We start from the raw sequence: 26,067 nt of genomic DNA, 5'->3' as shown, positions 1-26,067 counted from the left end.
TCGGGGTTCATGCGCTCACCCCCTTGCGCGCCATGGTGGCGCCGGTGAAGCCGCGGCTGAAGATGAAGGTGAAGGCGTGCATCAGGCGGCTGAAGGGGAAGTAGATGAGCAGGAGATCCACGAACAGCATGTGCAGGGCGCGCAGGAAGTCATGGGATTCGAACAGCGCCATGCAGCCGGTGAACATCACCACGAAGGTCAGGCCGGTGCCGATGTGATCGTCCAGGGTCGAAATGCGCCGCAGCACCGGGTCGAGCATGCGCCGCAGCCACAGCAGCAGCAGGCCGGCGAAGGCGAAATTCGCCGCCAGCAGGAACACCCAGTGGGGCGCCGGGGTCCAGCCGAAACCGAGGATGCGCTGCTCGATGAACTCCACGTGCGGGGCGGCGAACAGGACCAGCACGAACAGGCCGATGTGGAAGGCGTAGCCCGCGACCATCTGGAACGCGGCGGGACGCATGAACTCCCGGTGCGGCAGAAAGCGGCGGAACACGGTCGCCACGGCGCCCGGGGTGCCCGAGGTGCGCGGGACCGAAAGGTCGTCCTTCAGTCCGGCGCGGGCGATGGCCGCCAGGCGCCAGGCCACCCCGACCAGGAACACCGCCACCGCCGTGTACCAGAGGGGCCCTTCGACGAAATCCAGAAACATGATCGCTCTCTCCAGGGAACCTCAACCGCCCGCCGTCTCGGGGCTGCCGGGGGATGCCGGCGCTTCCTGCCCGGGCGCCACGCCCACCTTGCCCTCGGCCTCCATCTGCGCATACCAGAGGTCGTGGTGCTCCTTCGCCCAGTTGGCGTCCACGTAGCCGTTGGTCATCGCCTCCAGGGCGCCTTCCATGCCCAGGGTGCCGATGTAGGAGTGGGCGAAGGCGCCGCCGATGAACAGCACCGCGGCGATGCCGTGGGAGAAGTGGGCCCACTCCATGATGGGCCGGCCCTGGCCGAAGACCGGGAAGTCGAGAATCAGGCCGGAGACCACCAGCGACAGCCCGAACAGCAGCGTGCCCCAGAACCAGAGTTTCTGCCCCATGTTGAAATGGCCGGCGCTGGCGTGTCCGCCGAGCAGTCCGCCGCCCTTGGCCAGCCACTTGAAGTCCACCCAGCGGAAACCGTTGCCGCGCACGAAATAGAACATGATCAGCAGCACCGCCAGCGGGAAGATGGGACCGAACAGGTTGTGGATCTCCTTGCAGGCCGCGGCGGTGACCGAGAAGCCCTCCGGACCCAGCAGGGGGATGAGGACGAAGCGGCCGTAGAGCAGCACCAGCCCGGTGAGGCCGAGGATGGTGAACACCACCGCCATGAACCAGTGGGCCATGCGCTGGTTCACCGTGAAGCGCTGGACCAGGATGCCGCTGCGGCCATTGTCGATGCGGATGCGCCCGCGCAGCAGGTAGAACAGGGCGATGGCCACCAGCATTCCGCCCAGGAACCAGCCGCTCCAGGGAATGAGCTGCTCCATGCGGAACTGCCGCCAGCTCTCCCCGCGGGCATTGATCAGGACGCTGGTGTCCACCCCCTGCACCTGGGTGCGCACCTCGGGCGGCGCCTCCCGCTGCCGCACCTGGCGCCACAGGTCGGCGCCGGGATTGGGGTTGGTGATGCCGCCGACATACGCCACCGCGTAGGGCACCAGCGGCAACAGCAGCACCGCGGCCAGCATCAGCGCGAAGGCGCGGAACATCATCCGGCGCCGGCGCCCGGCGTCCTCGGGACTCTTCTTGCCCATGGGCACTCCTTCTCAGAGACCGGACCGGTGCGGGCGCACCTGGCCCCGCACCGCTCCGCCTGCCTGCTCACTCCTTGGTGCTGGAGGCCTTGCCGCCGAGACCCGCGGACTGGCGCACACCGCCCTTCCCGTAGGCGACCCCCCAGCCCCAGGCCAGCGTCCCGATGCCCCGGTAGGTGACCCGCTCGCGGAAGATGTCGGAGACCTTGTCGCCGTCGCCGGCCAGCAGGGCCTTGGTGGAGCACATCTCCGCGCACAGGGGCAGCCGTCCCTCGGACAGGCGGTTGCGGCCGTACTTCTTGAACTCCTCGGCCGAGCCGTCGGGCTCCGGACCGCCGCCGCAGAAGGTGCACTTGTCCATCGCGCCACGGGAGCCGTAGGCCCCGGCGGTCGGGAACTGGGGGGCGCCGAACGGACAGGCGTAGAAGCAGTAGCCGCAGCCGATGCAGATGTCCTTGTCGTGCAGGACCACGCCGTCCTCGGTGGTGTAGAAGCAGTCCACCGGGCAGACCGCGGCGCAGGGCGCGTCGGAGCAGTGCATGCAGGCCACCGACATGGAGCGCTCGCCGGGCTCGCCGTCGTTGATGGTCACCACGCGGCGCCGGTTGACCCCCCAGGGCACCTCGTGCTCGTTCTTGCAGGCGGTGACACAACCGTTGCACTCGATGCAGCGCTCGGCGTCACACAGGAATTTCATACGTGCCATTGCCAGTTCTCCTCGAGTCTCGCGGTCAGGCCTTGTAGACGCGGCACAGGGACACCTTGGTCTCCTGCATTTGGGTCACCGAGTCGTAGCCGTAGGTGAAGGCGGTGTTGCACGCCTCGCCGAGGACGTAGGGATCGGCACCCTCCGGGTACTTGTCCCGCAGGTCCTTGCCCTCGAAGTGGCCGCCGAAGTGGAAGGGCATGAAGACCACGCCCGCCGCCACCCGCCGGGTCACCAGCGCCTTGACCTTCACCTTCGCGCCCTCGGCGCCCTCGACCCAGATGTCCTGGCCGTCGCGCACGCCGGCGTCGTTGGCGTCCTTGGGGTTGATCTCCACGAACATCTCCTGCTGCAACTCCGCCAGCCACGGATTGGAGCGGGTCTCGTCGCCGCCGCCCTCGTACTCCACCAGGCGCCCGCTGGTCATGATGAGCGGGTAGTCCCTGGAGTAGTCCTTGGCCTGGATGGACTGGTAGCGGGTGGGCAGCCGGTAGAAGACCTTGCGGTCCTCGTAGGTGGGGTACTGCTCCACCAGGTCGCGGCGCGGCGTGTAGAGGGGCTCGCGGTGGATGGGCACCGGGTCGGGGAAGTTCCACACCACGCAGCGGGCCTTGGCGTTGCCGAAGGGGGCGCAGCCGTGCTTGATGGCCACCCGCTGGATGCCGCCGGAGAGGTCGGTCTTCCAGTTCTTGCCCTCGGCCGCCGCCTTCTCCTCGGCGCTGAGGTCGTCCCACCAGCCGAGCTTCTGCAGCAGGTCGGCGGTGAACTCGGGATAGCCGTCCCGGATCTCCGATCCCTCGCTCCAGGAGCCGTCGGCCAGCAGGCTGACCCCGTCGCGCTCCACGCCAAAGCGGGCGCGGAAGGTGAGTCCGCCATCGGCCACCGGCTTGCTGGTGTCGTAGAGGTTGGGGGTGCCGGGGTGGCCCATCTCGGGGGTGCCCCAGCAGGGCCAGGGCAGGCCGTAGTGCTCCCCGTCGCAGGGACCGCCCTCGGCCTTCAGCGTGGTGAAGTCGAAGGTGCCCCAGTTCTGCTGCTGCTTCTTCATCCGCTCCGGGCTCTGGCCGGTGTAGCCGATGGTCCACATCCCCCGGTTGAACTCGCGGGTGATGTCCTCGATGAGCGGCTCGTCGTTGTTCACCTGGATGTGCTTGAACAGCTGGTCGGCGAAGCCGAGCTTGTTCGCCATCTTGTACATGATGGTGTGATCGGGCAGCGACTCGAACAGCGGCGGAATCACCCGGTCGCGCCACTGCAGCGAGCGGTTGGAGGCGGTGACCGAGCCGTAGGTCTCGAACTGGGTGCAGGCGGGCAGCAGGTAGACGCCGTCGGTGCGGTCGTGCATGACCGCGGTGACCGTCGGGTAGGGGTCCACCACCACCAGCAGGTCCAGCTTCTCCATGGCCCGCTTCATCTCCTCGCCGCGGGTCTGGCTGTTGGGGGCATGGCCCCAGAACACCATGGCGCGCACGTTGTCGCGCTGGGCGATGTTGTTCTTCTCCTCCAGCACGCCGTCGATCCAGCGCGAGACGGGGATTCCGTTCTGGTTCATGGAGGCGAGGGGCTTGCCCTCGCTGCCGCCCTCCTCGCCGAAGTACTCGCCCGGCTGCGACTCCTTGTCGAAGCGCCCGGCCAGCCATTCGTAGTCCACGTCCCACACCCGCGCCCAGTGCTTCCAGGCGCCCTCGGAGATGCCGTAGTAGCCCGGCAGCGTGTGGGAGAGCACGCCCAGGTCGGTGGCGCCCTGGACATTGTCGTGGCCGCGGAAGATGTTGGTGCCGCCGCCGGACACGCCCATGTTGCCCAGCGCCAGCTGGAACACGCAGTAGGCGCGGGTGTTGTTGTTGCCGATGGTGTGCTGGGTCCCGCCCATGCACCAGATGAAGGTGCCGGGGCGGTTGTCGGCCATGATCTTGGCCGCCCGGTAGACCATCTCCTCGGGGGCGCCGGTGACCCGCTCCACCTCGGCCGGCGTCCACTTGGCCACCTCCCTGCGGATCTCGTCCATGCCGTAGACCCGCTGCTTGATGAAGGCGTCGTCCTCCCAGCCGTTCTGGAAGATGTGCCAGAGCATGCCCCAGACCAGGGGCACGTCGGTGCCGGGCCGGATGCGCACGAAGAGATCGGCATGGGCCGCCGTGCGGGTGAAGCGCGGATCGATGACGATGAGCGGGGCGTTGTTGCGCTCCTTGCCGTGGAACACGTGCAGCATGCTCACCGGGTGGGCCTCGGTGGGATTGCCGCCGATGATGAGGATGGCCCGGGAGTTGTGGATATCGTTGTAGGAGTTGGTCATGGCGCCGTAGCCCCACGTGTTCGCCACGCCGGCCACGGTGGTGGAATGACAGATGCGCGCCTGGTGGTCCACGTTGTTGGTGCCCCACAGGGCCGCGAACTTGCGGAACAGGTAGGCCTGCTCGTTGTTGTGCTTGGCCGAGCCGAGCCAGTAGACCGAATCGGGACCAGACTGCTCGCGGATCTTGAGCATCTGGTCACCCACCTCGTTGACGGCGTCCTCCCAGGAGATGCGCTTCCACTTCCCCCCCTCCAGCTTCATGGGGTACTTCAAGCGCCGCTCGCCGTGGCCGTGCTCGCGCACGGAGGCGCCCTTGGCGCAGTGGGCACCCGCGTTGAAGGGATGGTCGAAGGCGGGCTGCTGGCGGGTCCACACGCCGTTGTCCACTTCCGCCAGGATGCCGCACCCAACGGAGCAGTGGGTGCAGATGGTCCGGGCCGTCTCCACGCTGCCGGTGGCCATGGCGCCCTGCTCGGCGGCCGAGGCCCTGCGCATCATGGTGCCGCCGGGCAGGAAGCCCGCCAGCGCGGCGCCGCCGATACCCATGCCGGAACGGCGCAGGAAGGTGCGCCGGTCGATGGCGCTTCCAGCATTGGCGGTCGCGGCAGCGGCCGCACCCGCGGTCTTTTTCATGAGCTTCATGGCCAAACTCCTCGCAGCAGTCCGCTTTATTCGGTTCAGGCCGGCGTCACAGGCGCGCCGTGCGGTAGTAGTCCCGCACGTGTTCGCTCTCCTGGTAGCCCTTCGGGCCGGCGCTGGCGCCCGGCGCCGCGGCCGCCTCGGCTTCCTGCACCGGCGCTCCGCCGCCGACCACCACCGCCGCCACCGTGGTGGCGGTCCCGGCCGCCAGGGCCCCCTTGAGGAAGGCGCGCCGCCCCTGTTCCGGGGTCTTGCCTTCTGTCTTGTCGCTCATCGCTGCACACCTCGCTTGGTCGGTCAGTAGTGCTTTACACAGGCATGGCCCAGTACTGCCGCTCCACCTCGATGAAGGCCTCGCCCAGCTGGCCCACCGCGCGGTAGAAACGGCCTGTCTTCGCCCCCTGCAAGTCATTGAAGAAACGCCCCATCCAGTTGGCCATGTGCGCCTCGAAAAACGCCTGCTGGCGCGCCGCCGAGGCGGGCTCACCGTCCCCGATCAACATGGTCATCACCTCGCACAGGGCGCCGGCGTGGTCCTCGGGCTCGTTGACGCCTTCCCGGCGGTTGAAGCCGAGGCGGGCCAGGTCGCGGCGCAGCTGCGCCAGGGGCTTCTCCATCAGGAAACCGGTGAGATACCAGGAGCCGTAGGGCACCAGCTCGCCGCGGCCCAGGCCGATGAAGAGGTTCTGATACTCATCCGCGGCCGCTTCCGGGCTGGTGCGCCCGGCCGCCAGCCCCAGGGCGCCCCAGGCGGCGGCGAGCTCGTCACCGCCGCCGGTCTCCGCGGGCAGCCCGCCGAGCCGCAGCAGCAGATCCGCGTCGGGCGGCGCCGTGAGCAGCCGGCCCAGCAGCGCATAGACCCCGGCACGCAGGGCGTCCTCCCCGGTGGGGACGCCGGGCTCCGGGCGGGACGGGAATATCTTCGTAGCGGTTTCCATCACGCTTCTCCTACAGCAACATACGCGCCAGGAATCGAGGCACTGAAAGCGGAAACGAGGGGGATGCCAACCTCACACCCCCTGCGGGAACTGCGGCGATGGCGGACAAAATGTCCCGTCCTGCGCCATTTTGGGGGCTGGACGGCCATCCGCGACGTTGCATCCTCGTGAGGCAGAACAACTGCCCCGGCGAGGTTGCGCCTTGGGCCTGACCGCCCAGCGACTCGCTGCTGGCCGACTTGCGGGTCAAGGGCAGGGCTGCCCCTTGCTTCAGGCCGACGGGCTGCCGGGGGTGATGAACTGCCCCCCCTGCTCCTCGAACAGGCTGCGCACCCGGCAGTCCTCGCACATCTGCAGGCGGGCCATGGCGCGGCCGTCCTGGTACATCCAGTGCCCGCGCAGCTTCTCGGTCATGCGGTCCACCACCTTGCGGGTGGCGAAGGGCTTGCCGCAGCCGACGCAGTGGAAGGGCTCCTCCTCGTGCAGCACGCGCGGCCGCGCCCGGGCCTGGGGATCGAACAGCAGGCGGGGCGAGATCCAGATGGCGTCCTCGGGGCAGACCCGGGTACACATCCCGCACTGCAGGCAGTTGGCCTCGATGAAATTGAGTTGCGGCCGGTCGTAGCCGTCCTGGAGCGCGCGGCCGGGGCAGACGCCGACGCAGGACAGGCACAGGGTGCAGCTCTGGGCATCCACCTGGGCGGTGCCGAACGGGGCGCCGGCCGGCAGGCTTGTCAGCGGCCGCGGCTCCGGCGCGTTCCCATGGAGATGGTCCAGGGCCCAGAAGGCCATTTCGCGCTTGCTGTTGGTGCCCCGGTAGGCGGCCGCGGAGACCGGCGCCATGGCGGCCCCTTCCCCCAGCGCCGCCACCAGGCCCTCCGCGCTGGCGGCGGTGATGGTCCGCACCCGTTCGGCGCCGTGCCCCATGCCCTCCAGCAGCGCCCCGGCCACTCCCACCTGCCGCTCCATCTCGGCCCGCACCAGGGGGGCGGTCGCGGGAGTGAACAGAACCATCACCTCGGCCGCGCCATAGGCCAGGGCGCCCAGCCAGGCCTCCAGCCCCAGGCTGCCCGCCTCCTCCACAACAAACGGCACCACCGACTCGGGAAGCCCGGTCGCCCTGGCGGTGAGCCACTCCAGCCCCTCGCCACGGTCGTGGATCAACAGGCGTGGAGTTGCGCCGCCCGCCTCGCGGTAGGCCCACAGCAGGGCGCGCAGGGCCTCGAGGGAATCCTGCAGCGAGGGCTGCGAATAGCGGATGGCGCCGCTGGGACAGGCGCTGGCGCAGCTGCCGAAGCCCTGGCAGAGATGGGGGTCCACCGCCACCTGGTCCCCCAGGGAGGTGATGGCCCGCGTGGGGCAGGCGTCGATGCAGCGGGTACAGGCGGTGACGCCGCGTCGTCCATGGGCGCAGAGGTCCGGATCGTAGTGGAAATAGGTGGGCTTCTCGAACTCCCCGACGAGCCCGGGCAGCTCCTCCAGGGCCGCCTCCAGGGTGGTGGCGCCGGTGGCGGGCGCGTAGTAGCCGGGGGGCGCCACCCGGCCCGCCAGCGCCGGCTCCGGCTGCAGATCCAGGACCAGGTCGAAGGCATTGTGGCCGTCGTCCAGCACCGCGGTCAGGTCCTGCACCCCGGCGGTGGTCTCGGCCGTGGCGGAGAACCCGCCCAGGTGGCCGGCCAGCCCGGCCAGCCGGCCGTGCAGGCAGATGACCGCTTCCGGCGCGCCGCCGGCCTCCGTGGCGGGCTCGGTTGCCAGGACCACCCGTCGGGGCAGGCCGGCAAGCCGCCCGGCCGCGTCCAGGGCCTCCGCTTCCGGGCCGATGATGAGCACGGCGCCGCGGGAGGCGTACCCCACCAGGGCAGTGGGCGCGGCGCGCTCCAGGCGTGCGGCGGCGGCCGCCAGGGCGGCGTGACGGGCCTGCCCCTCGGGGCCGGTGCGGGTGAGCAGCTGGTTCAGGGGGTTGTCAGACAGCATCCTGGGTCTCGTCCTCTTCGTGGTCGGTGTCGGCAGGGCCTGTGCCGCTTACCGGATCCGGGGCTGGTACCGCTTCGCCCGCTGCGGGCTCGGGCGGCAACCCATCCGCGACGCCGGCGCGCCCGGCGTGCTCCGCGGCGGCCGCGCGCTCCGCTTCACGCTCCAGCATCCGGCGCATCTCGTGGGTGACGGTGTCCCCGAGAGGCGCGAACTGGGTGAAGTCCTCGGCGTAGTCGTCGAGCCCGTCGGTGACATTGAAGGCCGGCAGATGGAACAGCCGCCGCAGCGCCACCCGGCGCAGCACTTCGTCCACCTCGGGCGACAGGAAGCCCCGGTAGTCGCTGTCGGCATCCAGGGACTCGAGCGGCGGCAGTCCGGCCTCGCCGCCCGCCGTCGCTCCCTCCGCGCCCGGTTCCCCCGGTGGACTCGCCGGCGCCGCCGGCTCCGGCGACGGCCGGGCGGCGGCGAGCTTGCGCCGCGACCAGCGGTCGAGGAAATCCCCCTCCGCGGGCGGACCGGTCACCGTCCCGGGCTCATCCTTCACGGGCATCCTCCCGGAACCAGTCCTGGCGCTTGCGCTTCTTGCGTTCCTGCGGCACGTAGTTGTGCACCACGTAGGCCTCCACCCAGCGATAGATCTCGGGGGGCATGGGCACCGGCTGCACCTCGGCGTCGCCCTCCAGGTAGGCGGAGGCCTCGGCGTAGCTGACCGTGGCCAGGAACGGCCGCGGCTCGCCGTTCCCGTCCGCCCGGGAGATGACGAATACGGCGGGGGCGTCGGTGGTGAGGTTGTGGTGGTAACTCTCGCCTTCATCCTCGTGCAGCTCGAGATTCAGCCCGCCGCACAGGTAACGGGTCTCCTCCGGCGCGTTGTGGACGCAGAGGCGATCCCGCCCCAGGGTGGCGGCCACCTCGCCCGCCACCACGCCGGTCACCGTCCAGCTGTGGCTCTGCCAGCGGCTCCGGGAAGGTCGCCGGACCAGCACCACCGCCAGGGGCAGTACATCCTGTTCGTCGAAGGCATCGACGCTGTCCAATAGGGGATCGGCCATGACACACCTCCGGGTTTCCTCCCGGAGAGTGGGGCAATAGTCATGCCAGCCGGCGTGAGGGAGCGGAGCGGCGACAGGGCGGGGATTAGGGAACAAAGGGGCCAGGCGAAAAGCCCGTTCGTGGGTCAGAATGACCCAGTCACGGGTCCGGCGCGTCAATCTGTCCGTCGGGTGACGGAGGGACACGGAGGCATGGGGAAGGTTGAAACGAATGCACTCCCAGGCAACGGATGCCGGAGTTCGATGCCCTGCCCGGCCGAATGAATTCGGCCCTACAACACACGCATCACGCACTCACGCATTCACGCATTCACGCATTCACGCATTCACGCATTCACGCATTCACGCATTCACGCATTCACGCATTCACGCACTCACGCACTCACGCATTCACGCATTCATGCATTCACGCACTCACGCACTCACGCACTCACGGAACACGGAACACGGAACACCAAATATCCTCTCGATCCCGTAAATCCCGTCTATCGACCCTTTGCCCGGTGCGCCGCGGGCTTCACCCCCCGCCGCGCTGGAAGTGGCGCTCGAACTGTTCCATGAATAACCGGCGGGCCGTCTCGTCGAGGCCCTGGAACCGGAACTCCACCCGGGTGACGGGCAGGCCGAGGCCGGCGATGCGGCGCTCGGTGGTGGGATGAAGGCGGATGCGGATGCCGCCGCCGGGATCCTCCACCTGGATGGAATCGCCCTCCAGGCGGTAGGGACGGGGAGCCACCGCGGCGGGGAGCAGGCGCAGGAACTCGGCCCGATCAAGCCCCATCTCGCGGATGAGATCGGCCACTCACCCCCCGGCGATGGCGGGCCACACGGCCAGTTCGTCCCCCGGCGCCAGCGGCCGGTTCCGCTCCGCGGGCGCCAGGTAGACGCCGTTGACCAGCACCAGGTGCACCAGCCCGTCCGGCACCCGGTGGTCCTCGAGAACCCGGATCGGGGTGCATCCCTCCGGCACTTCCAGCTCGATCTTGTGATCCCGCGCCCCCGGCGGCAGGTACTCGGCCAGGGAGGCGTAGAGCTTGAAGGTGATCCTCACTGCGCGCCGCCCACGGGCAGGGGGGAGCCGGCGCAGGCGAGGTAGGCCTCCATGACCCGGGTGGGATCCGCCTGCAGGCGCCGCTTCCACACGCCGAGCCGGAACCGGCCCTGGATCAGGCCGCGCAGCACCCCCACGTGCTGGGTCATCCCCACGCTGTTCGCTCCCACCAGCACATCGTCGGCGAACTGCAGCTGCAGGTAGCGCTGGCGGACATCGTCCCGCAGCGCCACCTCCTCGCCGTCCGCCACGCCGTCCCAGCGGCCGAAGGAGCTGGAGATGAGGCCGAGGGTGTCGAGGACGTTCATGATCAGGCTGCCGGTGTAGGCGCTCTCCACCCCGGCCATGTTGAGCGCGGCGATGCGGCCGTGCTCGCTGGCGGTGGGCTGGATGGCGTGCACCGACTGGCCGCCGGTGGAGAAGTCGCGGCCCTCGGCCACGTCGCCGGCGGCGTAGACGTGCGGGACGCTGGTGCGCAGGGTCTCGTCCACCAGCACGCCCTGCCCGGTCTCGATGCCGGAGCCCTCAAGGAACTCCAGGTTGGGCCGCACGCCGGTGGCGGTGATGACGAGATCCGCCTCCAGGACCCGGCCGCTCTTGAGATGGACCTTGAACGGCTCGCCGTTGCCGCCGCGCTCGGCCACCCCGTCCACCAGGGTGTCGGTGAGCACCTCCACGCCGTTCTGCTCGCAGCGCCGCTTGATCATCCCCGCGGCGACGTCGTTCATCATCCGCGCCACCATGCGCGGGGCCTGTTCCACCACGGTGAGCTGCACGCCCCGCTCCACCAGCGCCTCGAGGATGATGCAGCCGATGAAGCCGGCCCCCACCAGCACCACCCGGGCGCCCGGCTTGGCGGCCGCGGCGATGGCCCGCGCGTCGGCCAGGGTCCAGCAGGTGTGGATGCCGGGCTGGGTCAGCCCCGGCACCGGGGGCACCGCCGGACTGGAGCCGGTGGCGATGAGCAGCCGGTCGAAGGGGGTCGCGCCGCCCTTGGCCAGGTGCGCCTGTCCGGCGGCGGCGTCGAGACGCAGCAGCCGGTCGTGGCGGAAATCGATCCCCGCGCGGCTGAAATGATCGGGTTCCGGGCGCAGATAGGTGCCCGGTTCGCCGATGCTGCCGGCCAGGTAGTAGGGGATGGCCATGCGGGAGTAGGCGGGCTCGGGCTCCCCGCCCACCAGCACCACCTCTCCCCCCGGATCCGTATTGCGCAGCGTCTCGGCGGCGATGACCCCCGCCGGACCCGCGCCGACTACCAGGTAGCGCATCCGTTCGTCTCCTTGTGCTCGATGGAATCAGCCGGCTGAGGCCGATCCCGCGGGGCGGGCGCCCCGCGGGACCGGATTTCACAGGCCCAGCCGTGACAGCGTTTCGCCGGTGGGCACGCCCTCGGTGTCCCAGCCGCGCAGCTGGTAGTACTCGGGCAGCATCTTCGGCAGCTCGTTCACCTTGCCCTTGGCCGGCCCGGTCTTGGCCGGCTCGGTGAGCAGGCGCTTCGGCAGGGTGTCGTCCTTGGCGGTGAAGCCGGCGGCGAGGTTGAACTGCCGCTCCATGTTCCAGATGCGCTCGCCCGTCTCCAGCAGCCGTTCGATGCTCCACTCGCCCGCGCAGGCCGCGTCCAGCTGGGGCGCGATGTCCCCGAGGGTCCAGGCGAAGGTGGTGAACAGGCACAGGCCCGAGGAGTCCACCGCGGCGGTGGCGTCCTGGAACGCCTTGACCAGCCCCGCCTTGCCCTCGCTGGCCAGCGGGTCGGTCTTCTCGGGAATGCCCAGGATCTCCGAGGAGACGGTGTAGCTGCGCAGGTGGCAGGCGCCGCGGTTGCTGGTGGCGTAGGTGAGTCCCATGCCCTGGATGCCGCGGGAGTCGTAGGCGGGGAACTCCTGGCCCTTGACGCTCATGGAGAGGTCCGGGTGACCGTACTTCTCGCACAGGCGCTTGGAGCCGAGCCCGATCTCGCGGCCGAACCCCTCGGCGCGGCCGGTGAGCTCCGCCAGGGTGGTGAGGGCCTCGGCGGAGCCGAAGGTGAGCTTGAGGCCGCCGGTCTCGGCGTCGGTGATGACCCCCATGTCGTAGAGCTCCATGGCCGCGCCCACGGTGGCGCCGAAGGAGATGGGGTCGAAGCCCTGCTCGTTGCAGAGGAAGTTGGCGTAGGTCAGCGCCTCCAGGTCGTCCACCCCGGTGGCCGCGCCGAGCGCCCAGGCCGCCTCGTACTCCAGTCCGCCGGAGGCGCTCCAGTACTCGGGCCGGTTCACCACCGTGTAGTGCTTCTGGTCGATGCGCGAGATGCGCCCGCAGGCGATGGTGCAGCCGAAGCAGGCCTGGTTGGTCACCAGGTTGGGCTTGCCGTCGCTGGGCCGCGGCTCGTGCATGGCCTCGCCGGAGATGTGGCCGGCGCCCTCGAACTGGACATCGCGGTGGTTGCGGGTGGGCAGCGCGCCCACCTCGTTGATGACGTTCATCAGCACCTGGGTGCCGTACTTGGGCAGCCCCTGGCCGGTGACCGCGTTGCCGGCGAGCACCTGCTTGGCCGCGGTGGCGGCCTGCATGAAGCGCGCCGGGTCCTTCACCGTCACGCCCAACGTGCCGCGCACGGCGATGGCCTTGAGGTTCTTGGAGCCCATCACGGTGCCCACCCCGGAGCGGCCGGCGGCGCGGTGGAGATCGTTCACCACCCCGGCGTACATCACCCCCTCCTCGCCGGCCCGGCCGATGGCCGAGATGCGGATCAGCGGATCCTGGTGGGTGCGGTGGATGATCTCGTCGGCCTCCCACACCGACTTGCCCCACAGTCCGTCGGCCGGCAGCAGCTCGGCGCGGTCATCCTCGATGAACAGGTAGACGGGACTCGCCGCCCGCCCCTCGCAGATGATCATGTCCCAGCCGGCCATCTTCAGCTCGGCGCCGAAGTAGCCGCCCGAGTTGGAGCAGGCGATGGCGCCGGTGAGGGCGCCCTTGGTGATCACCGAGTAGCGCCCGCCGGTGGAGGCGGCGGTGCCGGTGAGGGGACCGGTGGCGAAGATGATCTTGTTCTCCGGCGCGAGCGGGTCGACCTTCGGGTCCACCTCCTCCACCAGGTACTTGGTGGCCAGGCCGCGCTGGCCCAGGTACTGCTGGGCCCACTCCGTGTTGAGCGGTTCGGGGGTGCAGGTGCCCGCGGTGAGGTTCACCCGCAGGACTTTGTTGTGCCATCCCATGGTGTGTCTCCTCTCAGGCGGGGGTGCCGGTGGCGGGCTGGGCGTCGGTGCGGGAGGCCCAGGCGCGCATGCGGTCGTAGCCGGTCCAGTCCGCGTCGACGTAGGTGATGGCCTGGGTGGGACAGGCCTTGGCGCAGGCCGGATCGCCGCCGCAGAGATCGCACTTGATCACCTTGCCGCTGGCCTGCTGGTAGTTCACCGTGCCGAACGGGCAGGCGATGGTGCAGACCTTGCAGCCCACGCAGCGGGACTCCAGCACCTCCTTGGCGCCGGTGGCGTGGTTGACCACGATGGCCTCCACCGGGCAGGCGTGCAGGCACCAGGCCTCCGCGCACTGGGTGCAGGTGTAGGGGACCATGCGCCCCTCCTCGTGGAAATTGAACACCTTGATGCGCGAGCGGGCCGGGTTGAACACCCCCTCGTTCTCGTAGGAGCAGGCCATCTCGCACTGCAGACAGCCGGTGCATTTTCTCGGTTCGATGTGCAGCGACCGGAGCATTCGGGTTCCTCCTCTCCAGTTATTGGACCGTGTCCGCGGAGTTGTTCTGGTTCCTTGCCCGCGTAGCATTGCGCCGTCGTTATGCCGCCGCCCTGAACCGCAGCGGCGTGACACGGACCTGTACGCAAGGGACGTTCCAGTTTCCGATGCGAAGATCGGGACCGAGGCGGAGGCGTTCACCGTCCGCCTCTCCCCCGCGGCGGAGCCGCCGCCTCCGCACTGGGTCAAACTGTCACCGGCGGGGCGGCGGAGTGGGTCGGAATGACCCAATCCCGCCGGGTGATCCCGATCCGGCGGGCGGCGGGGCCGGAATATCGACCCGGGGGTTAACCATTCCGGGGTACAGACAGGCGGCTCGAATCTTGCTTTATTGCCCTGGAGTCCAGTAGCCGGCTGCGGGCCGGCGCGGAGGGAGACCCTGCATGGCGACAGTTTTCGAACCAACCGCACCGTCCACACCCGGCGCCGCGCTGGTGGATCGCTTCGGGCGCCACGTCAACTATGTGCGCCTGTCGGTGACCGACCGCTGCGATTTCCGCTGCGTCTACTGCATGAGCGAGGACATGACCTTCCTGCCCCGCGCCCAGATCCTGACCCTGGAGGAGCTGCTGCAGGTGGCGCGGGCGTTCCGCGAGCTGGGCGTTGCCAAGATCCGGCTCACCGGCGGCGAGCCGCTGGTCCGGCGCAACATCCTCTGGCTGCTGGAGCGCATCGGCGAGCTGGATGGACTGCGCGAACTGGTCATCACCACCAACGGCTCCCAGCTGGAGCGGATGGCAACCGCCATCCGCGCCGCCGGCGTGCGGCGGGTCAACATCAGCCTCGACTCCCTGCGCCCGGACCGCTTCCGGCGCATCACCCGCACCGGCGACCTGGACCAGGTGCTGCGCGGCATCGACGCGGCGCTGGCGGCCGGCTTCGAGGGCATCAAGCTCAACAGCGTGGTGCTGAAGAACCGCAACCACGACGAGGTCCACGACCTGGTGGACTTCGCCGTCGGGCGCGGCATCGACATCAGCTTCATCGAGGAGATGCCGCTCGGCGTCATCGGCGATCACGACCGGGCCGAGGCCTACTACTCCAGCGACGCGATCCGCGCCGACCTGGGGAACCACTACGAGCTGCTCCCCACCACCGAGAACAGCGGCGGTCCCGCCCGCTACTACCGGGTGCAGGGCACCTCCACCCGGGTGGGCTTCATCTCCCCCCACAGCCACAACTTCTGCGGCACCTGCAACCGCGTGCGGGTCACCGCCGAGGGCCGGCTGCTGCTGTGCCTGGGCCAGGAGCACTCCGTGGACCTGCGCCGCGTGCTGCGCGCCCACCCCGGCGAGCCCGAGGCGCTCAAGGCCGCCATCGTCGACGCCATGCAGATCAAGCCCAAGGGCCACGATTTCGACCTGCAGGGGCAGCCGGTGCTGATGCGGCACATGAACATGACCGGAGGCTGACAGCCCATGGCGGACGACACCCGGCAGCCCTACCGGCCGCGCATGAGCGATGCGGCCCTGGCGCCCACCCGCGCGGTGCAGGTGCGGGACGAATACGGTGACCGCCGCGAGGTGCACATCGCCGGCGAGTCGCCCCTGACCGTGTTCGTGGACGATCGCGAAATCGTCACCCTGATGACCCTGGGCAGCCGCCCCGAGGCGCTCGCCATCGGCTATCTCCGCACCCAGCGCTTCGTGTACGCGCTGGAGGAGATCGCGGCGGTGGAGGTGGACTGGGAGCGGGAGTCGGTCCGGGTCACCACCCACCACGGCGTGGAGGGCTGGGACGAGAAGCTCAAGCAGCGCACCGTCACCACCGGCTGCGGCCAGGGCACCGTGTTCAGCTGCACCATCGACCACCTCTACGATCGGCGCCTGCCGGCCGTGTCGCTGCGCCAGTCACGCATCTACGACCTGCTGGAGACCCTCTCCGGGCACAACGACGTCTACCGCTCCGCCGGCGCGGTGCACGGCTGCGCCCTGTGCGGCGAGGGCCGGATCGTGCATTTCGTGGAGGACGTGGGCCGCCACAACGCCGCCGATGCCATCGCCGGGCTCATGTGGCTGGACGGCATCGGGGGCGGGGACAAGATCTTCTACACCACCGGCCGGCTGACCTCCGAGATCGTGATGAAGACCGCCCTGATGGGCATCCCCGTGCTGCTGTCCCGCTCCGGCGTGACCCACATGGGGCTGGAGCTGGCCCGCGACCTGGGCATGACCATGATCGCCCGGGCCAAGGGCCGCCACTTCCTGGTCTTCAACGGCAGCGAAAACCTGGACTACGACGCCCCGCCCGAACGCCGGAACGAGGCGGCGGTGACCCGCCTGTCGCGGGCCGCCGGGGAGTAGGGGCGGCGCGCGGTGCGGGTTCAGGCATGAACGACAAGGCCCAGGGAACGGGGGACCAGGCGCCGCCGCGCTTCATGACCGTGCGCCAGGTGGCCGACTACCTGAGCCTGAACGAGAAGAAGGTCTACGCCCTGGTGGCCGAGGGCAAGCTGCCCGGCACCAAGATCACCGGCAAGTGGATGTTCCCCCGCGAGCTCGTGGACCAGTGGATGGTGGAGACCAGCCACGGCGGCGTGCTGACCGACCGCCTGGTGCTGGCCGGCAGCGACGACCCCCTGCTCTACCGCGCGGTGATGCACCTGGCCGCCGAGATCGGCGGCAACGCCCTCATCAGCTACACCAGCACCGGCACCCGCCTCGGCCTCTCCCTGCTGGCCCGCCACCGCGCCGACGCCTGCGGCATCCACTGGGGCCCCGTGGAGGAGAGCCGCAACCGCCACCCGGGACTGATCAAGCACTATCCCCAGCACCACGACTGGGTCATGGTGCGGGTCTTCCTGCGTGAACAGGGGTTGATGGTGGCCCCGGGCGCCGCCGCCGACCACGACCCCCAGGCGCTGTTCCACGGCGGCCTGCGCTGGGCCATGCGCCAGGAGGGCGCGGGCTCGCGGCGCTTCCTCCAGGAGGCGCTGGCCCGCGACGGCCTGGAGGAGTCGCTCCTGCGCCCGGCGCTCACCGCCCATTCCGAGCGCGAGGCGGCCGCGGCCCTGGCCATGGGGCTGGCGGACGCGGCCCCCGGCGTGCGCGCGGCGGCCACCGAGTTCGGGCTGGGCTTCGTACACCTCGGCTGGGAAGCCTTCGACCTGGTCCTGAACCGCAAGATCTACTTCCGCCACCTGTTCCAGCGCCTGATGGAACACCTCGCCGAGCCCGAGTGCGAGGCCATCGCCCGCGACCTCGGCGGCTACGACTTCGCCGAGCACGGCCGGCTGGTCTGGGCCGAGTAGCCGGTTATTCGATTTATCCGCAGATTACGCAGATTTCGCAGATTGGGGTTGCAGGACTGTACGTACTGTCAGCGCACTGGCATCGGAGGCGCACTGACGGTCACAGGGACGAACCGGACAACTCCCGTCCTTTACATCGGCGTAATCTGCGTAATCTGCGGATAAATCCAAATCAGCCGAACAGGTTGAGCCAGCCCTCGCCGGCGTTCTCCGTGCGCGGCTCGCGGGGGAGCCAGACCTGGAACAGGGTGCCGCGCCCCACCTCCGACTCCGCGGTGATGTGGCCGCCGGTGCGGCGCACGAGGCCGTAGCTGATGGCCAGGCCCAGGCCGGTGCCGCCCTCCTGGTCCTTGGTGGTGAAGAAGGGATCGAACACCTTGGCCAGCTGCTCGGACGGGATGCCGTGGCCCTCGTCCCGCACCCCGATCACCACCCCCCGGTCCTCCCAGTCGTCGCTGGTCACCTCCACCACTCCACCACCGGGCTGGGCCTGGATGGCGTTGATGACCAGGTTCATCAGCACCTGCTGCAGCTCGCTGGTGTTGATCCGCACCGGGGTGCGGGCGCGGTGCTCGATGCTCACCCGCACCCCGGCCTTGCCGGCCAGGTGGCGGGAGAGCGTGCCGGCGCGCTCCAGCACGTTGCCCAGGTCGGCGGTGTCGAGCTGGGCGGCGTACTCGGCGGGACGGGCGTAGTTGAGCAGGTTCTTCACCAGGGTGTTGATGCGCTCGATCTGCTCGTACATGAGCTCGATCTCGCCCTGGGCGGGCCGGGCGGCCTCCCCCAGCTCCTGCACCAGCAGCTCCAGGTTGCCCAGCAGGATGGCCGTGGGATTGTTGATTTCGTGGGCGATGCCCGCGGAGAGCTTGCCCAGCGCCGCGAACTTCTCCGCCGTCACCAGCTGCTGGCGGGTTTCATGGAGCGTCCGGATCGTGCCTTCCAGCTCGCGGTTCTTGCGCCTGAGCTCCTCGGTGCGCGCCTCCACCGTCTGCTCGAGGCCGTCGGCGGCCTGGCGGATCTGGCGGTTGCGCTCCTCGAGCAGGTCGAGCATGGCGTCGAACTGGCGCGCCAGCTCGCCCACCTCGTCGCGGGCGCCCACCGGGCCGATGCGCACGTGCTGGCCCGCCTGGGTGGCGCGCACCACCGCGGTGAGGGTCTCGATGGGCTTGAAGATGGAGCCCGCTCCCGCGACCGCGAGCCAGGCGGCGAACGCCAGGGCGAGGGCGAACATCAGCAGCAGCACCGCCAGGGTCTCCTGGTAGTCGTTCTTGAACGGCGCCTCCAGGAACCCGGCGTAGAGCATTCCCACCCGCTCGCCGCGCACATCCGTGATGGGCTCGTAGGCGGCGATGTACCAGTCGTTGACCACGAACGCGCGGTTGGACCAGGGCTCGCCGCGCTCCAGCACCTGCTCGCGCACCGCCGCCGAGACCCGGGTGCCGACGGCGCGCACGCCGGGCTCCAGCTCCACGTTGGTGGCGATGCGCACGTCGTCCAGGAATACCGTCACCGTGCCGATCCCGCCCTCCGGCAGGCTGCCCGGCCCGTAGACGAGATCGCGGATGGCATCCACGAAGGCGAGGTTGCCGTTGAGCAGCACCCCTCCCTCCAGCAGGGCATTCACCCTGCCGTCCGCATCCATCACCGGGTAGACCGCGTGCAGCACCATGCCGCGGTCCTCCAGGGTGCGATCCGTGGGCCCCGCCCGGGGCGTGCGCACCAGCGGCAGCTGCACCCGGTCGGCCAGGTGGGGGTCCTCCCGCGCCAGCTCCGAGTGGCTGTAGATCTCCACTCCCATCGCCGGCACCCCCCCGGCGGCGCGGCCCTGCAGCGACGACGGCCTGGCGGGCCCGTCCCCGGCCAGGGGCCGGCCGTGGGTGTCGGTGAGGCGGGCGAAGTCGAACCCGGATCGCCGCACCAGCGACTGCACCTGGGCCTGGGCGGCCACGAGATCGCCACGGTCCAGGTGGAGGCGGAAGGCGCGGGAGTCGGCCAGGCGGCCGAGGCGCTCGAGGTAGTCCCGCTGGGTGCGCTGGAAGGCATCCCGGGCCACGGAGAGATCGGTGTTGGACTTGAGCAGCAGGTACTGGATATTGAGGCCGCTGCCCCAGTGGATGGTGAGCGCCAGGATGCCCGGAATCACCAGCAGCACGGGCACCAGGGCCAGCGCCAGGAGCTTGTAGCGCAGGGGCAGCGTGTCGGGCAGCCAGCGACGCAGGCCCATCACGGCAGACACATCTCCCGGACCCCGCTCAGGGGCGGCGCAGGCGGCGCCGGCCGCCGCGGGCCGGCATCCCGCTCATCGCCACTCACCCCTCTCCCCAGGCCTGCAGCTTGCGCTCGAGGGTCTTGCGGGAGACACCCAGGCGCCGCGCCGCCTCGGACTTGTTGCCCTCCGCGGCCTGCAGCACCGCCAGCATGTGGCGCTTCTCCACCTCATCCAGCGGCAGATCCAGGGAATAGCCCTGCTCGGCGGCCGCCTCCGCGGCCTCCGCCCCGCGCGCGGCGCCCACCAGGCAGTCGCCGGGCGGCTTGCCCAGCAGCAGGGCCCGCTCGATGACGTTGCGCAGCTCGCGCACGTTGCCCGGCCAGCTGTAGACGGCCAGCCGGCGCAGATCATCGTCCCGGAACTCCAGTACCGGCACCCCCAGCTCGCGGGACAGGCTGCCGACGAAGAAGCGCACCAGGTCCGGGATGTCCTCGACCCGCTCGCGCAGCGGCGGCACGGTGAGGGTCAGCACGTTGAGGCGGTAGAAGAGGTCCTCGCGGAAATGCCCGGCCGCCACCTCGTCCGCCAGCCGGCGGTTGGTGGCGGCGAGGATGCGCACATCCACCGGCACTTCCCGGTCGGTTCCCACCGGCCGGATGGCCCGCTCCTCCAGCACCCGCAGCAGCTTGGCCTGCATGGCCAGGGGCATCTCGCCGATCTCGTCCAGGAACAGGGTGCCGCCGTTGGCGTAGCTGAACAGCCCCTCGCGGGCGGCGTGGGCGCCGGTGAAGGCGCCCTTGGCGTGGCCGAACAGCTCGCTCTCCAGCAGCTCCGCGGAGATGGAGCCGCAGTTCATGGGCACGAAGGGACCCTTGCGGCCGCTGTTGCGGTGGATGGAGCGGGCCACCAGCTCCTTGCCGGTGCCCGACTCGCCCTCGATGAGCACCGTGGAGGGGGTGGGCGAGACCCGCTGTATCACCGCCGCCACGTCGCGCATCGCCTGGGTATGGCCGACCATGCCGTCCATGCCGAACAGGCTCTGCACCTGGCGGCGCAGCAGGAAATTCTCCCGCGCCATCCAGCGCTGCTCCAGGCAGCGCCGCACCGAGGCGAGCATCTGCTCCAGCCGGAAGGGCTTGAGGATGAAGTCCGACGCCCCGGCGCGCAGGGCGGTGATGGCCGTCTCCAGGTCCGCGTAGGCGGTCATGAAAATGACCTCGGTGCGGATGCCCTGCCCGCGCAGCTCCTCCAGCCACTCCGCGCCCGACTTGCCCGGCAGCCGGATGTCGAGAATGATGAGGTCGAAGTGGCAGCGCTGGCGCAGGGCCTCGGCCCGCTCCACGTTCTCGGCCACCTCCACCAGGGGATAGTTCTTGGCCAGGGATCGCTGCAGGAAGCTGCGGATTCCCGGTTCGTCGTCCACCACCAGGATGGAACCCTGGATGCCCAGGCCGGGCGCATCGTTCGCGCCCTCACCGGGCACGGCATTTTCCAACCGCTTCAAGGCTGTCTCGGTCATATCCGCCTCACATCCGCATCTGTCCCGTGCGGCGCGGCCCGGGAAAAATCCCATCCCGGGACGACCGCCGTGCCGAAGCGCATAGGTCAAAGTGTCCGCCGCGGACCGCGGACTACGACAAATTGACCCACACTCGGCACGATGCCGGGGTGTTGCCCCCCTCGGCGCGCGGCTCTCACGGACACCGTCGCGCTGGCACCTCGATTGCATCTTATCCGTGGCTGATTGCGAACGACAATGTTTTTCATTACTTCGCCATATAAGGAGAAACCCATGCTACGGAAGATTCTGATCGCGGCCACGGCGGCGCTCGGGCTGTGCCTGGGCACCAATGCGCTGGCGACGGAACAGGGCGTCATCCGGCTCGCCACCACCACCAGCACCGACAATTCCGGCCTGCTGGCCAAGCTGCTGCCCCCCTTCGAGGCCCGCACCGGCACCAAGGTGCACGTGATCGCGGTGGGCACCGGCAAGGCCCTGCGCATGGGCCAGGAGGGCGATGTGGACGTGGTGCTGGTCCACGCGCGCCCCGCCGAGGACGCCTTCATGGAGGCCGGCTACGGCGTCAACCGCCGTGACGTGATGTACAACGACTTCGTCATCGTCGGTCCGGCCTCCGATCCGGCCGGCATCAAGGGGCTGAGCGACGCCACGGAGGCCCTCAAGCGGATCGCCGCGAAACAGGCCGTGTTCATCTCCCGCGGCGACGACTCGGGCACCCACAAGAAGGAGCGCGCCCTGTGGAGCGACGCCGGCGTGCAGCCCGGCGGCGAGTGGTACCGGGAGGCCGGCCAGGGCATGGGCAAGGTGCTGCAGATGGCGGGCGAGCTCGACGCCTACACCCTCGCCGACCGCGGCACCTGGCTGGCCTACAGCGGCAAGCTGCCGCTCGAGGTGCTCACCGAGGGCGACAGGCGCCTGTTCAACCCCTACGGCGTCATGGCGGTGAACCCGCAGCGCTATCCGGACACCAACTACATGGGCGCGCTGGAGCTCATCGCCTGGATCACCTCGCCGGAGGGCCAGGCCATCATCCGCGACTTCACCATCAACGACCAGCCGCTGTTCACCCCGGTGGCGGTGACCATGGCGAAGAAATGAACCGGAGCTGACACCGTCCATGGAGAGCCTGGGACAGGCCACGACCCGCGCCCTGGCGCTGCTGTTCAGCGGCGACGCCGCCCTGTGGGCCATCATCGGCATCTCCCTGAAGGTCTCCCTGCAGGCGATCCTCTACGCCACGCCGCCCGGCCTGGTGCTGGCCTTCCTCCTCGCCCACGGGCGCTTTCCCGGGCGGCGGGCGCTCATCTCCACCTTCAACACCCTGCTGGCCGTGCCGGCGGTGGTGGTGGGGCTGAGCGTCTACATGGCGCTCTCGCGCAACGGCCCGCTGGGGGACCTGCGCCTGCTGTTCACCCAGGAGGCGATGATCATCGGCCAGTTCCTGCTCGCCTTCCCCATCCTGGTGGCCATGGGCCACGCCGCCATCCAGGGCGCCGACCGGCGCGCCTGGGAGACGGCGCTGACCCTGGGCGCCCCGCCGTGGCGGGCCATGCTCACGCTGATGCACGAGCTGCGCTTCGGCCTGCTGGCGGCGGTGCTGGCCGCCTTCGGGCGCATCATCGCCGAGGTGGGCAGCTCCATGATGGTGGGCGGCAACATCCTCAATGTGACCCGCAACATCCCCACCGCCATCGCGCTGGAAACCAGCAAGGGCGAATTCGCCCAGGGCATCGCCCTGGGCCTGGTCCTGCTGCTGATGGCGCTGGTCCTGAACTTCACCCTGGGCGTGTTCCAGGGCAAGGGCGAACTACGCACATGACACCCGAACCGAACACCCCGGTGCTGCGCTTCCTGGACCTGCACAAGTCCTTCGACGGGCGCTGCCTGTTCCGCATCCCGGAGCTGAGCATCCATCCCGGCACCTGCCTCCTGCTCAAGGGCCGCAACGGCGCCGGCAAGAGCACCCTGATGAAGATCCTCGCCGGCCTCGAGGCCCCGGACGGCGGCCTGGTGGAGTCCGGCGGCGAACGGCGGCCGTGGCATGCCGCCCGCCAGCTCTGCCGCAGCCAGGCGATCTACGTGCACCAGCAGCCCTACCTGTTCGACCGCAGCGTGGAGGCCAACGTGGCCTACGGCCTGGAACAGGCGGGCTGGCCCCGACGCCGCATCCGGGCGACGGTCGGCGAGGCGCTGGAATGGGCCGGCCTCTCGCACCTGGCCGGGCGCAACGCGCGCACCCTCTCCGGCGGCGAGAAACAGCGGGTGACGCTGACCCGCGCCCGGGTGCTGCAGCCGCGCCTGCTGCTGCTCGACGAGCCCACCGCCAGCATGGACCAGGCCGCCCGGGATCAGACCCAGGCCCTGGTCCGGCGCCTGCGCGACGAGGGCATGGGCATCCTCATCAGCAGTCACGAGCTGCAGGAGATGACGCCCCTGGCCGACCTGATCCTGACCCTCGAGGAGGGCCGGCTGCGGCAGGAGGACGACACGCCGCGGAGAATCCGCGCGGTCCCGCTCCAACCGGCCATGGCGACCGCGCTGGCATGAGCCAGCCCCTCCGCTCCGGAGCCCGCAGCCGCATCACCGGCGTGATCCTGGCCGGGGGCCGGGCACGGCGCATGGGCGGTATGGACAAGGGGCTGCTGGAGCTCGGCGGCCGGCCGCTCATCACCTACGCCATCGCCGCCCTCGCTCCCCAGGTGGGCGACCTGCTCATCAACGCCAACCGCAATCTCGACCGCTATACCGGGTTCGGCTACCCCGTCGTGCCCGACCTGGACGGCTCCTTCGCCGGACCGCTGGCCGGAATGGCCAGCGCCATGCAGGCCGCCCCCACCCCGCTCATCCTCACCGCCCCCTGCGACTCGCCCCTGCTCCCGGGCGACCTGGCGCAGCGGCTGCTGTCCGCCCTGGAGGCGGAACGGGCCGACCTCGCGGTCGCCCACGACGGCGAGCGCCTGCAGCCGGTCTTCTCGCTGCTGCACACCCGGCTGCTGGAGGACCTGACCGGCTACCTCGACAGCGGCGAGCGCAAGATCGACCGCTGGTTCGCCCGTCACCGCGTCGCCCGGGTGGATTTCAGCGACCGGCCCGAGACCTTCCTCAACGTGAACACGCCCGAAGAGCTGCAGGCGCTGGAACAGCGGCTGCGCCAGGAACCATGACCGCGCCCGCCTTCCCCGTCCCCATCCTCGGCATCGCCGCCTGGAGCGGCACCGGCAAGACCACCCTGCTGCAGCGGGTCATCCCGCTCCTGTGCGGCGAGGGGCTGCGCATCGCCCTGCTCAAGCACGCCCACCACGAGTTCGACGTGGACCACCCGGGCAAGGACAGCTACCGGCTGCGCGAGGCGGGCGCCGAGCAGGTGCTGGTGGCCTCCCGCCAGCGCTGGGTCCTGATGGCCGAGACGCCGGAGCGCACGGAGCGCCCCGACCTGGCGCAGATGCTGGGCCGCCTCGACCCGGACGCCGCGGACCTGGTACTGGTGGAAGGCTTCAAGCGCGCGCCGATCCCGAAAATCGAGCTGCACCGGCCTGCCCTGGGCCAGCCCCTGCTGTATCCTCGGGATGCGCGCGTACTCGCCGTCGCCACCGACGCGCCGCTGGAGCCGGTCCCCGCCATCCCGGTGCTGGACCTCGACGCCCCGGCGCAGGTGGCCGGCTTCATCCTCGACTACCTGCGGAAGGACAGCCTATGAACGACACGAAACCGGTGGCCCGACAGCCCAGCTGCGCCGATGACGCGGAAGCCGGGGTGCTGAGCGTGGCGGCGGCCCTGGCGCGCATGGGCGCCGATATCGCCCCCGTGGCCGGGGTGGAGAAGATCGCCCTGCGCAGCGCGCTGGGCCGGGTCCTGGCCGGGGAGGTGCTCTCCCCGGTCAACGTCCCCTCCCATACCAACTCCGCCATGGACGGCTACGCCCTCGGCGGCGCCGACCTGCCCGCCGGGGGCAGCGCCGAGCTGGCCGTCATCGGCACCGCCTACGCCGGAACGCCCTTTCCCGGCGCGGTTGCCGCCGGCCAGTGCGTGCGCATCATGACCGGTGCGATGATGCCCGCCGGGGCCGATTCAGTGGTGATGCAGGAGCATGCGGAGCGGCACGGGGACACCATCCGCATCGACGGCGGCCACCGCCGCGGCCAGAACGTCCGCCAGGCCGGCGAGGATCTGGCCGCCGGCCAGCCGGCGCTGTACGCCGGCCAGTGGATCGGCCCGGCCGAGCTGGGGCTGCTCGCCTCCCTGGGGGTGGCCGAGGTACGGGTGCGGCGGCGCCTGCGGGTGGCCTTCTTCTCCACCGGAGACGAGCTGCGTTCCATCGGCGAGTCCCTCGGTGAAGGGGAGATCTACGACAGCAACCGCTATACCCTGCACGGCATGCTCACGCGCCTGGGCGTCGAAGTGCTGGACATGGGGGTGGTGCGGGACACCCCGGCGGCGCTGCGCACCGCCTTCGGCGAGGCCGCCGCCATGGCCGACGTGGTGATAACCTCGGGCGGCGTCTCCGTGGGCGAGGCCGACTACGTGAGGGAGACCCTGGCCGAGCTCGGCCGGGTCGACTTCTGGAAAATCGCCATGAAGCCGGGGCGCCCCCTCGCCTTCGGCCGCCTGGGTGCGTCCACCTTCATCGGCCTGCCCGGCAACCCGGTGGCGGTGATGGTGGCCTTCTACCAGTTCGCCCAGCCCCTGCTGCGCCGCCTGCAGGGCGAAACGGACACCGACCCCGTCCGCTTCACCGTGCCCTGCCTCACCGCCCTGAAGAAGCGCCCCGGCCGCACCGAGTATCAGCGCGGCGTGCTGCACCGGGACGCCGACGGCCGCCTGGTGGTGCGCACCACCGGCGCCCAGGGCTCGGGCATCCTGCGCTCCATGAGCGAGGCCAACTGCTTCGTCGTCCTCGGCCACGACCAGGGCGGGGTGGAGCCCGGCGACCCGGTGGAGGTACAGCCCTTCCACGGGCTGATCTGAACCACGC

The 26,067-nt window shown here is 70.2% G+C and carries 25 protein-coding genes; 9 read left to right on the top strand and 16 right to left on the bottom strand.

Annotated elements, in window-relative coordinates; all coding sequences use genetic code 11:
- Nucleotides 1-7: 7 nt before the first annotated feature.
- The 14 genes from DFQ59_RS15675 to DFQ59_RS15610 all read right to left on the bottom strand — a co-directional run bounded on the left by DFQ59_RS15675 (nucleotide 8) and on the right by DFQ59_RS15610 (nucleotide 14,075).
- Nucleotides 8-649 (bottom strand): hypothetical protein, encoded by a 642-nt coding sequence (locus tag DFQ59_RS15675; protein ID WP_114280666.1) that lies wholly within the window; start codon nucleotides 647-649, stop codon nucleotides 8-10.
- Between the two features lie 21 nt (nucleotides 650-670).
- Complete coding sequence (locus DFQ59_RS15670) at nucleotides 671-1,729, bottom strand: formate dehydrogenase subunit gamma (RefSeq protein WP_114280665.1); 1,059 nt, start codon at nucleotides 1,727-1,729, stop codon at nucleotides 671-673.
- 67 nt (nucleotides 1,730-1,796) lie between these two features.
- Nucleotides 1,797-2,435, bottom strand: coding sequence for a formate dehydrogenase FDH3 subunit beta (fdh3B, locus tag DFQ59_RS15665; RefSeq protein ID WP_114280664.1), 639 nt, complete (start codon nucleotides 2,433-2,435; stop codon nucleotides 1,797-1,799).
- A gap of 25 nt (nucleotides 2,436-2,460) precedes the next feature.
- A complete protein-coding gene (locus DFQ59_RS15660) occupies nucleotides 2,461-5,370 on the bottom strand; it encodes a formate dehydrogenase subunit alpha (RefSeq protein ID WP_114280663.1) in 2,910 nt (969 codons plus the stop codon).
- A 46-nt stretch (nucleotides 5,371-5,416) separates the two neighbouring features.
- Nucleotides 5,417-5,641: a hypothetical protein gene (locus tag DFQ59_RS15655; protein WP_170142183.1), complete on the bottom strand. Its 225-nt coding sequence runs from the start codon at nucleotides 5,639-5,641 to the stop codon at nucleotides 5,417-5,419.
- Nucleotides 5,642-5,675: 34 nt separating this feature from the next.
- Nucleotides 5,676-6,305 (bottom strand): TorD/DmsD family molecular chaperone, encoded by a 630-nt coding sequence (locus DFQ59_RS15650; protein WP_114280661.1) that lies wholly within the window; start codon nucleotides 6,303-6,305, stop codon nucleotides 5,676-5,678.
- 270 nt (nucleotides 6,306-6,575) lie between these two features.
- Nucleotides 6,576-8,279, bottom strand: coding sequence for a 4Fe-4S binding protein (locus DFQ59_RS15645; protein WP_114280660.1), 1,704 nt, complete (start codon nucleotides 8,277-8,279; stop codon nucleotides 6,576-6,578).
- A complete protein-coding gene (locus tag DFQ59_RS15640; protein ID WP_170142188.1) occupies nucleotides 8,269-8,823 on the bottom strand; it encodes a DUF3306 domain-containing protein in 555 nt (184 codons plus the stop codon). The genes DFQ59_RS15645 and DFQ59_RS15640 overlap by 11 nt, the downstream gene beginning before the upstream one ends.
- Complete coding sequence (locus DFQ59_RS15635; RefSeq protein WP_114280658.1) at nucleotides 8,813-9,331, bottom strand: DUF3305 domain-containing protein; 519 nt, start codon at nucleotides 9,329-9,331, stop codon at nucleotides 8,813-8,815. The genes DFQ59_RS15640 and DFQ59_RS15635 overlap by 11 nt, the downstream gene beginning before the upstream one ends.
- Nucleotides 9,332-9,848: 517 nt before the next feature.
- Nucleotides 9,849-10,133 (bottom strand): hypothetical protein, encoded by a 285-nt coding sequence (locus DFQ59_RS15630; RefSeq protein ID WP_114280657.1) that lies wholly within the window; start codon nucleotides 10,131-10,133, stop codon nucleotides 9,849-9,851.
- On the bottom strand, nucleotides 10,134-10,382 hold the full coding sequence (locus DFQ59_RS15625; protein ID WP_114280656.1) for a MoaD/ThiS family protein: 249 nt from the start codon (nucleotides 10,380-10,382) through the stop codon (nucleotides 10,134-10,136).
- Entirely contained in the window at nucleotides 10,379-11,650 is a 1,272-nt protein-coding gene (locus DFQ59_RS15620; protein ID WP_114280655.1) for an NAD(P)/FAD-dependent oxidoreductase, read from the bottom strand. The genes DFQ59_RS15625 and DFQ59_RS15620 overlap by 4 nt, the downstream gene beginning before the upstream one ends.
- A gap of 78 nt (nucleotides 11,651-11,728) precedes the next feature.
- Entirely contained in the window at nucleotides 11,729-13,576 is a 1,848-nt protein-coding gene (locus tag DFQ59_RS15615; RefSeq protein ID WP_114280654.1) for an aldehyde ferredoxin oxidoreductase family protein, read from the bottom strand.
- 13 nt (nucleotides 13,577-13,589) lie between these two features.
- Nucleotides 13,590-14,075: a 4Fe-4S dicluster domain-containing protein gene (locus DFQ59_RS15610; protein ID WP_114280653.1), complete on the bottom strand. Its 486-nt coding sequence runs from the start codon at nucleotides 14,073-14,075 to the stop codon at nucleotides 13,590-13,592.
- 422 nt (nucleotides 14,076-14,497) lie between these two features.
- On the opposite strand from DFQ59_RS15610, the gene moaA reads away from it, so the two are divergent.
- The 3 genes from moaA to DFQ59_RS15595 are packed head-to-tail and all read left to right on the top strand — an operon-like array spanning nucleotide 14,498 to nucleotide 17,364.
- Nucleotides 14,498-15,526 carry a GTP 3',8-cyclase MoaA gene (gene moaA, locus DFQ59_RS15605; RefSeq protein ID WP_114280652.1) on the top strand — a complete coding sequence of 343 codons (1,029 nt, stop codon included), beginning with the start codon at nucleotides 14,498-14,500 and terminating at the stop codon, nucleotides 15,524-15,526.
- Nucleotides 15,527-15,532: 6 nt separating this feature from the next.
- Nucleotides 15,533-16,417 carry a formate dehydrogenase accessory sulfurtransferase FdhD gene (locus DFQ59_RS15600; protein WP_114280651.1) on the top strand — a complete coding sequence of 295 codons (885 nt, stop codon included), beginning with the start codon at nucleotides 15,533-15,535 and terminating at the stop codon, nucleotides 16,415-16,417.
- A gap of 26 nt (nucleotides 16,418-16,443) precedes the next feature.
- Nucleotides 16,444-17,364: a helix-turn-helix transcriptional regulator gene (locus tag DFQ59_RS15595; protein ID WP_114280650.1), complete on the top strand. Its 921-nt coding sequence runs from the start codon at nucleotides 16,444-16,446 to the stop codon at nucleotides 17,362-17,364.
- A 172-nt stretch (nucleotides 17,365-17,536) separates the two neighbouring features.
- On the opposite strand, the gene DFQ59_RS15590 is transcribed toward DFQ59_RS15595, so the two are convergent.
- Together DFQ59_RS15590 and DFQ59_RS15585 are read right to left on the bottom strand one after the other, a co-directional pair.
- Nucleotides 17,537-19,588, bottom strand: a complete 2,052-nt coding sequence (locus DFQ59_RS15590; RefSeq protein ID WP_114280649.1) for a sensor histidine kinase — start codon at nucleotides 19,586-19,588, stop codon at nucleotides 17,537-17,539.
- 85 nt (nucleotides 19,589-19,673) lie between these two features.
- A complete protein-coding gene (locus DFQ59_RS15585) occupies nucleotides 19,674-21,092 on the bottom strand; it encodes a sigma-54-dependent transcriptional regulator (protein WP_114280648.1) in 1,419 nt (472 codons plus the stop codon).
- A 273-nt stretch (nucleotides 21,093-21,365) separates the two neighbouring features.
- Between DFQ59_RS15585 and DFQ59_RS15580 the strand changes: the two genes are divergently transcribed.
- The 6 genes from DFQ59_RS15580 to moeA are packed head-to-tail and all read left to right on the top strand — an operon-like array spanning nucleotide 21,366 to nucleotide 26,060.
- Nucleotides 21,366-22,193, top strand: coding sequence for an ABC transporter substrate-binding protein (locus DFQ59_RS15580; protein WP_114280647.1), 828 nt, complete (start codon nucleotides 21,366-21,368; stop codon nucleotides 22,191-22,193).
- 19 nt (nucleotides 22,194-22,212) lie between these two features.
- Nucleotides 22,213-22,914: an ABC transporter permease gene (locus DFQ59_RS15575; RefSeq protein ID WP_114280646.1), complete on the top strand. Its 702-nt coding sequence runs from the start codon at nucleotides 22,213-22,215 to the stop codon at nucleotides 22,912-22,914.
- Nucleotides 22,911-23,642 carry an energy-coupling factor ABC transporter ATP-binding protein gene (locus DFQ59_RS15570; protein ID WP_114280645.1) on the top strand — a complete coding sequence of 244 codons (732 nt, stop codon included), beginning with the start codon at nucleotides 22,911-22,913 and terminating at the stop codon, nucleotides 23,640-23,642. The genes DFQ59_RS15575 and DFQ59_RS15570 overlap by 4 nt, the downstream gene beginning before the upstream one ends.
- Nucleotides 23,639-24,259 carry a molybdenum cofactor guanylyltransferase MobA gene (gene mobA / locus DFQ59_RS15565; protein WP_114280644.1) on the top strand — a complete coding sequence of 207 codons (621 nt, stop codon included), beginning with the start codon at nucleotides 23,639-23,641 and terminating at the stop codon, nucleotides 24,257-24,259. Before DFQ59_RS15570 ends, mobA begins: the two co-directional genes overlap by 4 nt.
- Complete coding sequence (gene mobB, locus DFQ59_RS15560) at nucleotides 24,256-24,792, top strand: molybdopterin-guanine dinucleotide biosynthesis protein B (RefSeq protein WP_114280643.1); 537 nt, start codon at nucleotides 24,256-24,258, stop codon at nucleotides 24,790-24,792. Before mobA ends, mobB begins: the two co-directional genes overlap by 4 nt.
- The gene (gene moeA / locus DFQ59_RS15555) at nucleotides 24,789-26,060 is read left to right on the top strand and encodes a molybdopterin molybdotransferase MoeA (protein ID WP_114280642.1); all 1,272 of its coding nucleotides are present in this window, start codon (nucleotides 24,789-24,791) and stop codon (nucleotides 26,058-26,060) included. Before mobB ends, moeA begins: the two co-directional genes overlap by 4 nt.
- Nucleotides 26,061-26,067 lie beyond the last annotated feature (7 nt).

The sequence above is a fragment of the Thioalbus denitrificans genome, from assembly GCF_003337735.1.
Lineage (GTDB): Bacteria > Pseudomonadota > Gammaproteobacteria > DSM-26407 > DSM-26407 > Thioalbus > Thioalbus denitrificans.
The sequence above is the reverse complement of the archived record's forward strand: the minus strand, read 5'-3'. Positions and strand labels throughout refer to the sequence as shown.